Below are 14890 nucleotides of genomic sequence, written 5' to 3'. Positions count from 1 at the left end.
TCCAGTCGTGTCCGATGCTGCTGGCGCGGGTAATTCCCGCAGCTTGGTCGTTATTTTTCAACCGTGAAGCGCCGCTTCCTGCATTTAACCGCGATGACGTGGCGTTAAATTACGGTAACATGCTGAAATTCCATATATCCCCTGTTAACGACCAACGGTAGATTGTGGTTATCCACAATTCACGGACCGCCGTAGGCGGACGATCACTGGGGTCGACAATGCGTATCCGCGCCAGTTTCCTGCTTTTCGTTGCATTGATCGGCATCATCGTGCTCGGCCTTGCCGGCTGGGTGATAAACGATGGCCTGCGCGAACGGGCCAATGTGATCAATGCCCGCGGTCTGGCGGCCACCCAGGGCGAATTGCTGCGGCTGGTCGAACTGATCGGCATCGAACGCGGCGCCTATAACGCTGCCCTGCGCGACGAAAAGACCACCGATCCGAACGGCGATTTTCTCGCCAAGCCGCGCAAGGCATCCGACGACACCATTGCCGCCGCGCTGGCCAACGGGCGCGCATCCGGCCATCCCGCCATCGATCTTGCCGCCATCCAGGCGATCCAGGCCACGCTGCAGGACTGGCGCAAGAAGGTCGAGGCGGCCGTGACCAAACCGATGGCCGAACGGCCGGCCGAGGTGATGAACGGTTATGTGCCGGCACTGGCCGACATGGTCAACAAGCTGGCGCCGCTACTGAACCGGATCGATTCCGCGATCAGCCGCTCGGATGACGATGTGGCGATGCCGATGACGATTGCGCGCTTGGCCGCCGACATGCGCGCCGAAGCCAGCATCCGCGGCACCACCACGGTGAACGTGATCGCGTCGGCCAAGCCGATCCCGCCGGCCACGCGCGTGTTCCTGGCCGAGCAGACCGGCAAGGTGGACGCGATCTGGGCCCGCGTGGTCATGACCATGGGCATGATCGATGCGTCGCCGAACCTGAAGGAAAAGGTCGAGCAGACGCGCAAGGGCTTCTATGTCGACCTCAAGCAGATGCTCGATGGCATCTATGCCGCCAGCGACAAGGGTGAGGCCTATCCCTTTGCCAATATCGGCGAATTCCGCTCCAAGCAGAATCCGCTGCTCTACACGGCAGGCTACATGCGCGATGCCGCCATCGCCGATGCGCTGCAGGTGGCCGACGCCCTGATCGCGGAGCGGACACGCCACGTTATCTTTGAGAGCGGTATTGCCGCCATCGGCGTGCTGATCCTGGTTATCGGCGCGATATTCTTCCTGCGCCGTGTGATCGCGCCGCTCGGTGCGATCACCGAGACCATGACGCGCATCTCGCACGGCGAATCAGCCGAGATCGGCTATGTCGAGCGCAAGGATGAAGTGGGCGATATGGCACAGGCGCTCAGCGTCTTCCAGAAGAATGCCGAGGAAAAGGCTAAGCTGGAAGCCGAAGAGCGCGCCCGGGCCGAAGGCGAGGCGAAGCGCATGGCGGGTCAGCGTGAGGCGGAAGCGGCCATAAGCCGCGAGATCGCGCAGTTCTGCGCCGCTGTCGGCGACGGCGACTTCTCGCGCCGCATCGATCTTGCCGGCAAGGATGGCGTGTTCGCTGAACTCTCGCGCCAGCTCAACGGCCTGGCGGATACCATGCAGGGCGTAATGAACGATCTGGGCGGCGTGCTGCAGGCCATGGCCGGCGGCGACCTGACCAAGAACACGTCTGGCAGCTACAAAGGCGCCTTCGCCTCTCTGGCCCAGGCGGCAAGCGACACCGTGGCCCGCCTGCGTGATTTCGCCGGTCGTCTGGCCGAAAGCGCCGATACGGTGAAGACCGCTTCGGCGGAGATTTCATCGGGCTCGCAGGACCTGGCGCAGCGCACGGAATCGCAGGCAGCTTCAATCGAGGAGACGGCAGCCTCGATGCACGAGATCACCACGACGGTGAAGCAGAATGCCGATAACGCCCAGGCCGCCAACCAGCTGGCCGTCGCTGCCCGTGACACGGCGGAGAAGGGCGGCAGCGTTGTGGCCGATGCCGTCTCGGCCGTGACGCAGATCGAAACCAGCGCGCAGAAAATCTCCGATATCGTCGGCCTGATCGACGAGATCGCCTTCCAGACCAACCTGCTGGCGCTGAACGCCAGCGTGGAAGCGGCGCGCGCCGGCGAGGCGGGCAAGGGTTTTGCCGTGGTGGCGCAGGAGGTGCGGGCGCTGGCGCAGCGGTCGGCCAATGCGTCGAAGGACATCAAGGCGCTGATCCAGGAATCCAACGCCCAGGTAAAGACTGGCGCCAGCCTGGTGAACCAGACCGGATCGTCGCTGACCGAGATCGTCACGGCAATCAAGAAGGTGAGCGACATCGTGGCCGAGATCGCGGCCGCCAGCCGCGAGCAGGCCACCGGCCTGGAGCAGATCAACACCGCCGTCGGCCAGATGGACGAGATGACGCAGCGCAACGGTGCGCTGGTCGAAGAGACATCGGCCTCGGCGCAGAATCTGGCCAGCCAGGCGGGCGAGCTCTCGGCGCTGGTCGGTTTCTTCAGGCTCGACGGCACCTTGGTTTCTACGCAGAAACCAGCCGCCTTGAAGCCTGTTGCCGCCGCGCCGGCAAGTGCAAAGCCGGCGGCGCCACCGCCTGCCGCAACTCGGCCCGCCGCAGGAAAGACTCCCGCTGGCAATCCCCCTGCGAGTACCCCAAAGCCCGCGAGTGCAAAGCCGGCCTCTCCTGCGCCGGATGGCGACGATTGGCAGGAATTCTGATATGCAGTCCCGATGACGGGACGCCATCATTCCGCTCCGGTACAGCTCAGTACGGCGCAGCCGCGCAAGGTGATCTGTGCCGCGCCCGACATTGTTGCGCCGCATGTGATCGACCCGCGCCTGCTGCGGCTGCTGCGCGACTGGCAGGGTTGGTGCGGCAGTCGCCCTTTGCCGTCGCGCAACGATTTCGGCGCCGAGGACCTGCAATACCTACTCGGTCATGTTTTCCTGCTGGATGTTGTGCCGGGCGAGGGCGGTCCTCGTTTCCGCTATCGCCTGTTCGGCAGCGCCGTGACGATGTATCGCGGCTTCGATCTCACCGGCCAATTCCTCGACCAGCATCCCGATCCGGCCTTCGCCAGCCGCGTGCATGAAGCCTACCTGCAGTCGATGCAGGCACGGCTTCCGCTCTGGGCCACGGTCAGCGGCTTCACCATGCATGGCCTGTCGGCGAATTTCGAAGGCATGATCCTGCCCCTGGCTTCTGACGGCGAAACGCCCGACATGATGCTGTCGGCACAGATCATGACGCCGGGCGACGACCCGGCTTGACCCGGCCGCGCGGTCGCCCCATATGGCCCGCGCCATATCATTCCAGCCGGGATGACCCGGCCTTCCCGGACGGATCGGTGGGGACGACCCTGCCAGCGCAGCGAAGGAGCGATTCGCCATGGCATGGGTCATTCTGTTTTTCGCCGGTCTTGCCGAGGTGGGCTGGGCCGTGGGCCTGAAATATACCGAGGGTTTCTCGCGGCTCTGGCCCACGCTTGCCACGGTCGCATCGATGATCGTCAGTCTGTGGCTGCTCGGCCTGGCGCTGAAGGACCTGCCGCTCGGCACCGCCTATGCGATCTGGACCGGCATCGGCACCATCGGCACGGCGATCCTGGGCATCGTGCTGTTCGGCGAAAGCGCGGCCGTGCTGCGGCTGGTCTGCATCGGCCTGATCGTGGCCGGCATCGTCGGACTCAAACTAGCGACGCCGGCCTGAGGCTTAAACCTCCAGCCACTCCTTGCGGATGGCGGCGTCGTCGAGCAGCTGCTGCGGCGTGCCTTCGAATACCATGTGGCCATGGCCCATCACATAGAGCCGCTGGCAGATCTTCAGCGCGATGGTCAGCTTCTGCTCGACCAGCAGGATCGAGACGCCGCGCGACGCGATGCGTTCCAGCAGCTTGCCGACATGCTCCACCATCATGGGCGACAGGCCCTCGGTCGGCTCGTCCACCATGATCAGGTCGGGATCGCCCATCAGGGTGCGACACATGGTCAGCATCTGCTGCTCGCCGCCCGACAGCACGCCGGCCGCCGTGTCGGCGCGTTCCTCCAGGCGGGGAAAGATCTCGAACATGTCGGCCATCGACCAGCGCCCACCGCCCTTCGTCGATTTCTGGCCCAGATAGAGATTCTCGCGCACAGTGAGCGCGGGAAATATATCGCGGTTCTCGGGCACGTAGCCCAGGCCCAGCCGCGCGATCTCGTGCGGCTTGCGGCCCACGATCTGCTCGCCCTTGAACAGGATCGAGCCTTGCGGCGGCACGTCGCCCATGATCGCCTTGATGGTGGTGGAGCGACCCACGCCGTTGCGGCCCAGCAGCGAAACGATTTCGCCCGGCATCACCGTGAAGGTCACGCCATGCAGGATATGGCTCTTGCCGTAATAGGCATGTAGGTCGCGGACATCGAGCATTGCTTCAGCCATGATCAGTGCTCCGCTTCCCCATGAGCCTCTAGGGCCTGCCCCAGATAGGCTTCCTGCACCGCCTTGTTGCCGCGGATCTTCACCGGCGTGTCGCAGGCGATGATCTGGCCGTAGACCAGCACGCTGATGCGGTCGGCCAGGTCGAACACCACGCCCATGTCATGCTCCACCATGATCAGGGTCCTGCCTTCGGTGATCTTGCGGATCAGGGCGACGAAATGCGCGGTCTCCGAGCGGCTCATGCCCGCTGTAGGCTCGTCCAGCATCACCACCTCGGCACCGCCGGCAATCGTGATGCCGATCTCCAGCGCGCGCTGCTCGGCATAGGTCAGCAGGCCGGCCGGCATCATGGCGCGCTCGGCCAGGCCGATCTGCTGCAGCACCGCCTCGGCGCGGGCATTGGCATCGTCCGTCTTGCGGATGTTCTGCCAGAAGGAATAGCGATAGCCCATCTGCCACAGCACGGCACAGCGCAGGTTCTCGAACACGGTCAGGCGCGGAAAGATGTTGGTGACCTGGAAGCTGCGCGACAAGCCGCGCCGGTTGATCTGGTAAGGCTTAAGCCCGGTGATGTCCTCGCCGTTCAGCCGGATGCTGCCGCTGGTCAGCGGGAAGCGGCCCGAGATCAGGTGGAACAGCGTCGACTTGCCGGCGCCGTTCGGCCCGATGATGGCGTGGCGTTCGCCTTTGGCCACATCCAGCGACACGCCCCGGATGATCGGCGTGGCGCCGAAACTCTTGTGCAGGTCTTCGAGGGCTAGCGCGGTCATCGCACCGCCTCCTTACCATGGGCGGCTTCCGAATAGGCCGCAGCCAGTCTCGGGCCATAGAACCGGCCGAGCCAGATTCCCGCGCCGAGCAAGGCGAGCGCTGCGATCCAGGGCGGCGCGGTATTGGAGGCGAAGGCAATGCCCAGCATCGCCATGGCCGGACCGTCGGTGGCCGCCTTCACCATCTGGTGATGCGCGGTTTCGATCAGCAGGGTCAGGCCGGCCAGGCCCATCAGGGCCGGCACGGCCATCACGGCGTAATGCGGCAGCACACGCAGCAGCGTGCCGCGCTGCCACAGCGGCTGGTGCAGCATGATCAGGCCGGCCATACCGCCCGGCGCGAACATCACCATGCCGATGAAGATCAGGCCGAAATACAGCATCCACGCCCCGGTGATGTCGGACAGCATCACCTGCAGCAGCGTGACCAGCACGGCGCCCAGGATCGGCCCGAAGAAATGCCCGATGCCGCCGATATAGGCCATCAGCAGCACCACGCCCGACTGCGCGCCCGAGATGTTCACGGCATTCATCAGCTCGAAGTTGATCGCGGCCAGGCCGCCGGCGATGCCAGCGAAGAAGCCCGAGATGCAGAAGGCGATGAAGCGCACCATCTGGGTGGAATAGCCGATGAATTCGGCGCGTTCGGGATTCTCGCGTACCGCGTTGCACATGCGGCCCAGCGGCGTGCGGGTGAAGGCGAACATCAGCACGATACACACAAAGCACCAGGCGGCGATCAGGTAATAGACCTCGATCTGCGGCCCGAAGCGCACGTTGAACAGGGTGAGCATCTTGGTGCGGTTGGCCGTGATGCCTTCCTCGCCGCCGAAGAAGCCGCGCAGGATCAGCGACAGCGAGGCGATCAGCTCGCCCAGGCCCAGCGAGATCATGGCGAAGACGGTGCCGGCGCGCCGGGTCGAGACGGCGCCGAAAATGATGCCGAAGACCAGCCCCATCAACCCGCCCGCCAACGGCAGCACGGGCAGGGGGATCGGCAACTTGTCGGCGGCGATCACGTTCATCGCATGCACCGCCAGGAAGCCGCCCAGGCCGTAATAGACGGCATGGCCGAAGCTGAGCATGCCGGTCTGGCCCAGCAGCATGTTATAGCTGAGCGAAAACACGATCATGATGCCCATCAGGCACATGGTGGTGAGTGCTGCGCCCGAGGTGAAGATTTTCGGCAGCACGATCATAACGGCTGCGGCCAGCAGCCAGATGCCATAGCGGCGCAGCAGATCGAGCGGCAGGGAGGCGGGTTTGGTCATCGCGGAAATCGCCATGGCTCAGGTCTCCCGCGTGCCCATCAGGCCCGTGGGCCGGAAGATCAGAATCAGCACCAGCATCAGATACGGCACCACCGGGCCGATCTGCGCCACGGTCACCTGCCAGAGGTCGTTCAGCATGCCCTGCACCGGCCGCGCCATGCCAAGCGCGGTCAGCATGTCGCCCAGCGAATAGTTGATGGCAATGGCAAAGGTCTGGATCAGGCCGATCAGCAGCGAGGCGATGAAGGCGCCGGGCAGCGAACCCAGCCCGCCGAACACCACCACCACGAACAGGATCGGGCCCAGCACATGGGCCATGCTCGGCTGGGTCACCAGGGCCGGCCCGGCGATCACGCCGGCAATCGCCGCCAGGCCGCAGCCGCAGCCGAAGACCAGCATGAAGACGCGCGGCACGTTATGGCCCAGCATCGCCACCATGTTGGGGTGGGTCAGCGCGGCCTGGATGATCAGGCCGGTGCGCGAGCGCGTCAGCACCAGCAGCAGCACGACGAAGATCGCCACCGAGATCAGCAGCATGAACATGCGGAAGGCCGGGTAAGTGGTCTCGAACAGCGTGAAGGCGGAGAAATCCAGCGCCTCGGGCACGCGGTAATCCACGGGCAGCTTGCCCCAGATCATCTGCACCAGTTCCTCGATCACGAAGGCGAGGCCAAAGGTGAACAGCAGTTCGGGTACATGGCCCCATTTATGCACGGTGCGCAGGCCCCAGCGCTCGACGCCCGCGCCGATCAGGCCGACCAGCACCGGCGCGACGATCAGCGCGACCCAGAAATTGAGCCACTGGCTGATCTGGAAGCCGAAATAGGCGCCCAGCATGTAGAAGCTGGCATGGGCGAAATTCAGCACGCCCATCATCGAGAAGATCAGTGTCAGGCCACTGGCCAGGAGAAACAGCAGCATGCCGTAGAGCACGCCGTTCAGCGTGGAGAAGATCACCAGTTCCAGCAAGAAACGCCCCCGTAATTCCCAACCCGGCAACGATACGACAAAAAGGACGCCACGGCCCCGGTTTTCACCCGGGGCCGCGCGTCAGGCAAGCGCTTCAGCTCGGCTTGGCCATCTTGCAGGTGGTGGGCACGTCAGTATTGGCCATCGGCACCGTCGCGAACAGCTTCCAGCCCCAGCCGCTCTTCTCTTCGTCGAATTTCATGTCGCCCGCCAAAGGAGTCAGAGCCGAGATGTAGATGTCCTGGAAGAACTGATGGTCTTCCGCGCGCATGTAGGTCTCCTTGCCGTAGATGTTCTTGTACTTCATGCCGCGCAGCTTCTCGGCGAACACCTTCGGGTCGTTGGACTTGGCCTCGTTCATGGCCCGCGCCAGCATCTCCATCTCGTTGCGCACGCGCGGATACCACCAGCCCTGGCCCGCGCTTTTCTTGCGGAAGTCTTCTTCCCAGGCGTAGTTCTCCGGCGTGTTGATGTTGGCCAGGCCTTCCGTGATCTGGAACACGCGGTCCTTCAGGCCGGTCTGCTTGATCGCGGTCGGTCCGCCTGCGCCGCCGGCATAATAGGTATACCAGTCGACCTGCAGGTTGGCGTCGGCGGCGGCCTTCAGCAGCAGGGCGATGTCGCTGCCCCAGTTGCCGGTGATCACGCTGTCGGCGCCGCTGGCCTTGATCTTGGCCACATAGGGCGCGAAGTCGGTGATCTTGGCCAGCGGATGCAGCTCGTCGCCCACGATCTGGATGTCGGAGCGCTTGGCCTTCAGCATCTCGTTGGCCGCCTTGCGCACCGCATGGCCGAAGGAATAATCCTGGTTGATCAGGTAGACCTTCTTGATGCTGGGCTTGCCCTTCATGTAGCTGGTCAGGGCCTGCATCTTGATGTCGCTATGCGCATCCCAGCGGAAATGCCAGTAGCTGCATTTGTCGTTGGTGAAGGCCGGGTCGACCGCGGCGTAGTTGAGGTAGACCACCTCCTTGCCGGGATTGCGGTCGTTATGCTTGTTCACGAAGTCGATCATCGCCGCCGCCGCGCCTGAGCCGTTGCCGAGCGTAAGGATGCGGGCGCCGGCATCGATGGCCTTCTGCGCCGCGATCACGGTTTCCTGCGGGCTGAGCTTGTTGTCGAAGGTGATCAGCTCCATCTTCTGGCCGTTCACCCCGCCCTTGGCGTTGATCTTGTCGATCATGTACTGGAAATGCTTCACGCCATGCTCGCCGATCGGCGCCATGGCGCCGGAAAGCGGATCGATGAACGCGATTTTCACCTGCGACCAGGCCGGTGCTGCCAGCCCCAGGCCGGCCGCAAGCGCGGCAATGGCCAGGCCTGTCCCATAACGACGAGTCGGCATTGTTTCCTCCATCCAGTTATGTCGCGGCGGCTTCCGGTCCGCCGATCCGCCGGTCTAGCGGCGAATTCCTGTATTCGGTTCTGCCTGTCTGTGTTCAGGTCGTGTGGGGTGTGTTTCCTCTCACTTCACCATCGCCGCGTAGACCATGTTGCGCACCAGGGCGCGGTAGGTCAGGCGCTGTTTCGGCGACTGCATCATGAACACGACGAACATCTTTTCCTTCGGGTCGACCCAGAAATAGGTGCCGCCGGCGCCGCCCCAGTAATAATCGCCGGCGCTGCCGGGATCGGCCGAGACACCGCTATCCGTGCGCACGCCGAAACCGAGGCCGAAGCCATAGCCGGGGCCGGGCAAGAAGTAAGGGCCCGGCACGATGCCACTGCCCATGTGATCGGATGTCATATAGGCCAGCATCTTCGGGCTCAAATACCGCTTGCCGCCCTGGGTGCCGCCATCCAGCAGCATCTGCAGGAAGCGCGCATAGTCCATGGCCGTGCCGGTCAGGCCGCCGCCGCCGGATTCGTATTTGCCCGCCTTGCGCGGATCGTAGAACACCACGCCGCCGCCCAGGCTGCGGTCATCGGGGAAAGGCTCGGCCACGCGGGGCTGCTTCGCGGCATCGGTGACGAAAAAGGCCGTGTCCTTCATGCCGAGCGGGCCGAGCACGCGGTCCTTCAGCACCTGGCCCAGCGGCTTCTTGTCCACCACCTCGATCACGCGGCCGAGGATGTCGGTGGAATGGCTGTAATCCCAGACCTTGCCGGGCTGATAGGCCAGCGGCAGCTTGGCGATGCGTTCGGCGAATTCGGCATTGTCGAATTCGCCGTCCATCACGCCGGCCTCGCGATACTGCGCCTTCACCAGGCCGGCGCCGAAAAAGCCATACGTAATGCCCGAAGTATGGCGCATCAGGTCCTGGATGCTGATCGCGCGCTGCGCCGGCACCAGTTCAAGCACCGGCTTGCCGTCGGGGCCGGGCTTTTCCACGCCCACCTGCGGCTTGGCGTAGGCGGGGATATAGCGGGCCAGCGGGTCGCCAAGCGCCATGCGGCCTTCTTCCACCTGCATCATCGCCGCCACGGTCACGATCGGCTTGGTCATCGAATAGATGCGGAAAATCGTGTCCCGCGTCATCGCCGCCTTGGTCTGCGGGTCGCGCACGCCCATCGCCTCGAAATAGGCGATCTTGCCCTGACGCGCGATCAGCAGCACGGCGCCGGGGATGACGCCGGCCTCGGAATCGGCTTTCAGACGGGTGGTGATGCGGGCCAGACGGTCGGGGGCAAAGCCAAGGGCCGCCGGGTCGCCCTGCGGCAGCAATTCCGCGGCGCGGGCACCGGCCGGCCCTGTGCCGCTCAGTCCTGTGCCGCTCAGCGGGACGTGAAACGCAAAGCCAATGGCGAGGACGGCCATAAAGGCCAGCCCGAAACGGCGCACTCTCATCAGCGTGGCCTCCCTGGACCATTTTTATTTTGCTTGGCGACCATGATTGTCGGACAATCCGACCTAAGTCAAACACTCAATTGCTGGACCCGGCTGGCGGAAATGCCGATCATCGCCCATTCTGCCGGTGGTCGCGAATCGCTGTGTCGGCCGCGCCGGAATCGGGTTCGGGATCGGGGGGTAAATGTCTGAGACGGCCGAGAAATTCACGCGCATCACGCCGGTGCCCGCCTATCAGATGGTGGCCGAGGCGATCGAGCGCGAGATTCTGTCGGGCCGCCTGCGCCCCGGCGATCCCATCGGCACCGAGGCCGAGCTGGTGCGCCAGTTCGGCGTCAACCGCTCCACCGTGCGCGAAGGCATCCGCCTGCTGGAACAGGGCGGCATGGTGCATCGCGATTCCAGTCGCCGCCTGGCCGTCGGCCTGCCGCATTACGACCGGCTGGCCACCCGCGCCAGCCGCGCGCTGATGCTGCATCAGGTCAGTTTCCGCGAATTGTGGGAAGCCACCATGGCGCTCAGCCTCGCCTCCATCGAACTGGCGGTGGACCGCGCCACGCCGGAAGAGATCGCGGCGCTGGATGCCAATATCGCCGCCACCGAAGCGGCGATGGACGATCCGGTCACGGTCGCCACGCTGGACAGCGAATTCCATCTGCTGCTCGAGAAATGCGGCCGCAACCGCGTGCTGGAACTGGCGCGCGAGCCGTCCAACATGCTGATCTATCCCACCACCAACGTGGCAGTGCGCGCCACCGAACATGGCACACGGCGCCTGATCGAGGCGCATCGCATGCTGGTGGAATCCCTGCGCCGGCGCGACCGGGAACTCGGCCGCCTGTGGACGCGCCGCCATCTCGACGACTGGCGCAAGGGCTTCGAGAAAGCCGGCATGGATCTCGACCAGCCGGTCGACCTCGTCACCGGCATGGTGTGAGCGGGTTTTACAGCGCGCCCATCCGGCACGAACTCGGCAGCGCGGTATCGGCGGCCTTCACCACACCGGCCGTCTTCCAGCCCCAGCCGGTCTTTTCCTCATCGAACTTCATCGTCGCATCCAGCGGGCCGAAGGAGGCGATCACCAGGTCCTGCAGCACCTGATGGTCCTGCGCGCGCATCGATGCAATGCCGCCATACATGGTCTTGCGCTGCGCCTTGGCCAGCAGCGGCGCGATCCTGCGCGGTTCGGCGCTTTTGGCCGCCAGCACGGCATCGTTCAGCATTTCCATCAGCAGGCGCGCGCGCGGCACGTTGAAGCTGCCGCCGAACCGCGCACGGTATGACGCGTCGAGGTCGTCGCTCATTACCATGTTGGAATGGCCCTCGATCACGGCGAACACACGATGCTCCAGGCCGGTCTGCCGCACCGCGGTCGGGCTGCCGATGCCGCTGGCGTAATAGGTGTACCAGCCGGCCTGCAGGTTGGCGTCGGCCGCGCTTTTCAGCAGCAGGGCCAGATCGCTGCCCCAGTTCCCTGTAATGACACCATCTGCATGACTGGCCTTGATCTTGGCCACATAGGGCGCGAAGTCGGTGATCTTGGCCAGCGGATGCAGCTCGTCGCCCACGATCTCGATATCGGGCCGTTCGGTCTTCACCATCTTCAGCGCCGCGGCGCGCACGGCCTGGCCGAAGGAATAATCCTGGTTGATCAGGTAGACTTTACGGATCTGTTTCTGCGTGGCGATGAACTTGGCCAGCGCCAGCATCTTCATCTCGGCATGGGCATCGAAGCGGAAATGCGCCGGGCTGCATTTCTCGTTGGTCAGCGCCGGATCGATCGCCGAGATGTTGAGGAACAGCACGGTTTTGTCGGGATAGCGCTCGTTATGCTTGGCGATGAATTCGTTCAGCGCGCCGGCGGCGGCCGAGGAATTGCCTGCCACGATGATGCGGATGCCGGCATCGATGGCCTTCTGCGCCTGGATGATGCTCTCCTGCGCGTTCAGCTTGTTGTCATAGCCGGTGATCTCGTAGCTGGCCTGCGGCGACGCCAGGCGCTCGGCCATGAATTTCAGGTGGTTCAGCGCATTCTCGGTCACGGCGGCGGCAGGCCCCGACAGCGGATCGATGAAGGCGATGCGAACTGTCTCGGCCCGCGCGTTCAGCGACAGGAAAACAACAGCCAGGAAAGCGAGAATGCGCATGATCAACTCCGCAGCAAAAACTGCGCGGAGGGTAAGAAAAAGCCGCCGCGATACAAGGCGCGGCGGCTCAATAAATGTCAAATAAACAGGTGTGTGCTGATGATCAGCGCGCGTTCTACGCCACCCCACGCCCGCATTAGCGCGCGTTATAAGCAGCCAAGGCGGCGAGGTTGACGATGTCGCTCACAGAGGCGCCCATCTGAGCGATCTGCACCGGCTTTTCCAGGCCGATCAGCAGCGGGCCGATCACCGTGCCGCCGCCCAGTTCCTGCAGCAACTGCGACGACAGCAGGGCCGAGTGAATACCCGGCATGATCAGCACGTTGGCGGGGCCCGACAGGCGGCTGAAGGGATAAATCTTCATCAGGTCGGGATTGAGTGCTGCCGCCGCCGACATCTCGCCGTCATACTCGAATTCGGCGCCATGGCCGCCGGCATGCAGCGCGTCGAGCTCCATCACGGCCTGGCGCACCTTTTCCACCACGCCGCCCGGCGCGTTGCCGAAATTGGAATGCGACAGTAGGGCCACGCGCGGCTCGTGGCCCATCTGGCGCGCTACGCCGGCCGCCTGCACCGCGATCTGGCAGAGGTCCTTCGCCTCGGGCAGTTCGGTGATGGTGGTGTCGGCCATGAACACCGTGCGGCCCTTGGCCACGATGATCGAAAGCCCCATCACGCGCTGGCCGCGCTGGGCGTCGATCGCCATGCGGATGCCGTCGTAACTCACCGAATAGGTGCGCGTCACGCCGGTGATCATCGCATCGGCATGGCCGTTGGCCACCATGCAGGCGCCGAACACGTTGCGGTCCAGGTTGACCAGCCGTTGCGCGTCGCGCTGCAGCATGCCGCGGCGCTGGTGGCGCCTGTAGAGGAACTCGGTATAGCGCGCGTTATGCTCGCTGATGCGGGCATTGTGGATTTCGCAGCCATCCAGGTTCTTCAGGCCGATGGCCTGCATGGTCGCCTCGATGCGCTCGCTGCGGCCGATCAGTACCGGCGTGCCATAGCCGGCATCGCGGAAGGCCAGCGCTGCGCGGATCACGGTCTCTTCCTCGCCTTCGGCGAACACCACGCGCTTGGGATTCGCCACCACCTGGTCGAAGAAGATCTGCAGGCTGCCCACGGTGGGGTTCAGCCGCGCGCGCAACTCGGCGGCATAGGCCGCCCAGTCGGTGATCGGCTTGCGCGCCACGCCCGATTTCACGGCGGCCTTGGCAACCGCCAGCGGCACGTCGACGATCAGGCGCGGATCGAAGGGCGAGGGGATGATGTAGCCGGGGCCGTATTTCGGGCGGTCGCCCTTGTAGGCGGCGGCGACCTCGTCGGGCACGTCCTGGCGCGCCAGCATGGCGATGGCCTCTGCCGCCGCGATCTTCATCTCGTCGTTGATCGTCTTCGCCCGCACGTCCAGCGCGCCGCGGAAGATGTAGGGGAAGCCCAGAACGTTGTTCACCTGGTTCGGGTAATCCGAACGGCCGGTGGCCATGATCACGTCGCCGCGCGTGGCCAGCGCGTCTTCCGGGGTAATTTCCGGATCCGGGTTGGCCATGGCGAAGACGATCGGGTTGGCCGCCATCGAGCGCAGCATGTCGGGCGTCACCGCGCCCTTGGCCGAGAGGCCGAAGAACACGTCGGCACCCTTCATGGCGTCTTCCAGGCTGCGCGCGTCGGTTTTCACGGCATGGGCCGACTTCCACTGGTTCATGCCGTCGGTGCGGCCCTGATAGACCACGCCCTTGGTGTCGCAGAGGATGACATTCTCATGCCGCATCCCCATCGCCTTCATCAGCTCGGTGCAGGCGATGCCGGCGGCACCCGCGCCGTTCACCACCATCTTGGCATCCTTGATGTCGCGGCCGGTGAGCTGCAGGGCGTTGATCATGCCGGCGGCGGCGATGATCGCCGTGCCGTGCTGGTCGTCATGGAAGATCGGAATGTCCATCAGCTCGCGCAGGCGCTGCTCGATCACGAAGCATTCCGGCGCCTTGATGTCTTCCAGGTTGATGCCGCCGAAGCTGGGGCCGAGGAAGCGCACGCAGTTGACGAATTCGTCGACACTCTCGGTATCGACCTCAAGGTCGATGCAGTCGACATCGGCGAAGCGCTTGAACAGCACCGCCTTGCCTTCCATCACCGGCTTGCCCGCCAGCGCGCCGAGATTGCCCAGACCCAGCACGGCGGTGCCGTTCGAGATCACCGCCACCATATTCCCGCGCGAGGTATAGTCGTAGGCGGTGTCGGGGTCCTTCTGGATTTCCAGGCAGGGAGCGGCGACGCCCGGGCTGTAGGCCAGGCTGAGGTCGCGGGTGGTGGCCATCGGCTTGGTCGGCACGACCTCCAGCTTGCCGGGCTGGCCCATTTTGTGGAATTCGAGGGCGTCGTCGTAAAGTGACGGGCTTTTCGATTCGCTCATTTTTCTCTGTGTTTCCGGTTTTCACACGCGGGCGGTTTTCGCTCCCGTGGAGCATCATAAGGCCAAGGCCAAAGAGGTTAAAAGCCCCGGGGGGTTAAAAGGCCCGCGTGCTG

The 14890-nt window shown here is 64.4% G+C and carries 12 protein-coding genes; 4 read left to right on the top strand and 8 right to left on the bottom strand.

Annotated elements, in window-relative coordinates; translation table 11 throughout:
• Positions 1 to 218: 218 nt before the first annotated feature.
• The 3 genes from ACK4FJ_RS11670 (at position 219) to sugE (ending at position 3708) form a co-directional block, all read left to right on the top strand.
• Complete coding sequence (locus ACK4FJ_RS11670; protein WP_409766591.1) at positions 219 to 2717, top strand: methyl-accepting chemotaxis protein; 2499 nt, start codon at positions 219 to 221, stop codon at positions 2715 to 2717.
• Positions 2718 to 2729: 12 nt separating this feature from the next.
• Positions 2730 to 3269, top strand: a complete 540-nt coding sequence (locus ACK4FJ_RS11665; protein ID WP_409766589.1) for a PAS domain-containing protein — start codon at positions 2730 to 2732, stop codon at positions 3267 to 3269.
• Between the two features lie 118 nt (positions 3270 to 3387).
• Positions 3388 to 3708 (top strand): quaternary ammonium compound efflux SMR transporter SugE, encoded by a 321-nt coding sequence (gene sugE, locus ACK4FJ_RS11660; RefSeq protein WP_409766587.1) that lies wholly within the window; start codon positions 3388 to 3390, stop codon positions 3706 to 3708.
• 3 nt (positions 3709 to 3711) lie between these two features.
• Here the strand turns inward: sugE and ACK4FJ_RS11655 are convergent, their stop codons facing one another.
• The 6 genes from ACK4FJ_RS11655 to ACK4FJ_RS11630 form a co-directional block, all read right to left on the bottom strand.
• Complete coding sequence (locus ACK4FJ_RS11655) at positions 3712 to 4419, bottom strand: ABC transporter ATP-binding protein (RefSeq protein ID WP_409766585.1); 708 nt, start codon at positions 4417 to 4419, stop codon at positions 3712 to 3714.
• Positions 4420 to 4421: 2 nt separating this feature from the next.
• Complete coding sequence (locus ACK4FJ_RS11650; protein WP_409766583.1) at positions 4422 to 5189, bottom strand: ABC transporter ATP-binding protein; 768 nt, start codon at positions 5187 to 5189, stop codon at positions 4422 to 4424.
• Entirely contained in the window at positions 5186 to 6475 is a 1290-nt protein-coding gene (locus ACK4FJ_RS11645; RefSeq protein ID WP_409766582.1) for a branched-chain amino acid ABC transporter permease, read from the bottom strand. Before ACK4FJ_RS11645 ends, ACK4FJ_RS11650 begins: the two co-directional genes overlap by 4 nt.
• Positions 6476 to 6478: 3 nt before the next feature.
• Positions 6479 to 7429, bottom strand: coding sequence for a branched-chain amino acid ABC transporter permease (locus ACK4FJ_RS11640; RefSeq protein WP_409766580.1), 951 nt, complete (start codon positions 7427 to 7429; stop codon positions 6479 to 6481).
• A gap of 94 nt (positions 7430 to 7523) precedes the next feature.
• Complete coding sequence (locus ACK4FJ_RS11635) at positions 7524 to 8774, bottom strand: branched-chain amino acid ABC transporter substrate-binding protein (protein WP_409766578.1); 1251 nt, start codon at positions 8772 to 8774, stop codon at positions 7524 to 7526.
• A gap of 120 nt (positions 8775 to 8894) precedes the next feature.
• Entirely contained in the window at positions 8895 to 10217 is a 1323-nt protein-coding gene (locus ACK4FJ_RS11630; protein ID WP_409766576.1) for a serine hydrolase domain-containing protein, read from the bottom strand.
• Between the two features lie 184 nt (positions 10218 to 10401).
• Between ACK4FJ_RS11630 and ACK4FJ_RS11625 the strand changes: the two genes are divergently transcribed.
• Entirely contained in the window at positions 10402 to 11154 is a 753-nt protein-coding gene (locus ACK4FJ_RS11625) for a FadR/GntR family transcriptional regulator (protein WP_409766574.1), read from the top strand.
• A gap of 7 nt (positions 11155 to 11161) precedes the next feature.
• Here ACK4FJ_RS11625 and ACK4FJ_RS11620 read toward each other — a convergent pair whose 3' ends face one another.
• Positions 11162 to 12364 (bottom strand): branched-chain amino acid ABC transporter substrate-binding protein, encoded by a 1203-nt coding sequence (locus ACK4FJ_RS11620; protein ID WP_409766572.1) that lies wholly within the window; start codon positions 12362 to 12364, stop codon positions 11162 to 11164.
• 136 nt (positions 12365 to 12500) lie between these two features.
• On the bottom strand, positions 12501 to 14777 hold the full coding sequence (locus ACK4FJ_RS11615) for an NADP-dependent malic enzyme (protein ID WP_409766570.1): 2277 nt from the start codon (positions 14775 to 14777) through the stop codon (positions 12501 to 12503).
• Between the last annotated feature and the right edge of the window lie 113 nt (positions 14778 to 14890).

Source organism: Ferrovibrio sp. (genome assembly GCF_046297595.1).
Classification (GTDB): Bacteria; Pseudomonadota; Alphaproteobacteria; order Ferrovibrionales; family Ferrovibrionaceae; genus Ferrovibrio.
The sequence above is the reverse complement of the archived record's forward strand: the minus strand, read 5'-3'. Positions and strand labels throughout refer to the sequence as shown.

Bases quoted from the DNA above. Each gene is read 5' to 3' on its own strand.
- ACK4FJ_RS11670 (WP_409766591.1), top strand. From the start codon at position 219: ATGCGTATCCGCGCCAGTTTCCTGCTTTTCGTTGCATTGATCGGCATC.
- ACK4FJ_RS11665 (WP_409766589.1), top strand. From the start codon at position 2,730: ATGACGGGACGCCATCATTCCGCTCCGGTACAGCTCAGTACGGCGCAG.
- sugE (WP_409766587.1), top strand. From the start codon at position 3,388: ATGGCATGGGTCATTCTGTTTTTCGCCGGTCTTGCCGAGGTGGGCTGG.
- ACK4FJ_RS11655 (WP_409766585.1), bottom strand. From the start codon at position 4,419: ATGGCTGAAGCAATGCTCGATGTCCGCGACCTACATGCCTATTACGGC.
- ACK4FJ_RS11650 (WP_409766583.1), bottom strand. From the start codon at position 5,189: ATGACCGCGCTAGCCCTCGAAGACCTGCACAAGAGTTTCGGCGCCACG.
- ACK4FJ_RS11645 (WP_409766582.1), bottom strand. From the start codon at position 6,475: ATGGCGATTTCCGCGATGACCAAACCCGCCTCCCTGCCGCTCGATCTG.
- ACK4FJ_RS11635 (WP_409766578.1), bottom strand. From the start codon at position 8,774: ATGCCGACTCGTCGTTATGGGACAGGCCTGGCCATTGCCGCGCTTGCG.
- ACK4FJ_RS11630 (WP_409766576.1), bottom strand. From the start codon at position 10,217: ATGAGAGTGCGCCGTTTCGGGCTGGCCTTTATGGCCGTCCTCGCCATT.
- ACK4FJ_RS11625 (WP_409766574.1), top strand. From the start codon at position 10,402: ATGTCTGAGACGGCCGAGAAATTCACGCGCATCACGCCGGTGCCCGCC.
- ACK4FJ_RS11620 (WP_409766572.1), bottom strand. From the start codon at position 12,364: ATGCGCATTCTCGCTTTCCTGGCTGTTGTTTTCCTGTCGCTGAACGCG.
- ACK4FJ_RS11615 (WP_409766570.1), bottom strand. From the start codon at position 14,777: ATGAGCGAATCGAAAAGCCCGTCACTTTACGACGACGCCCTCGAATTC.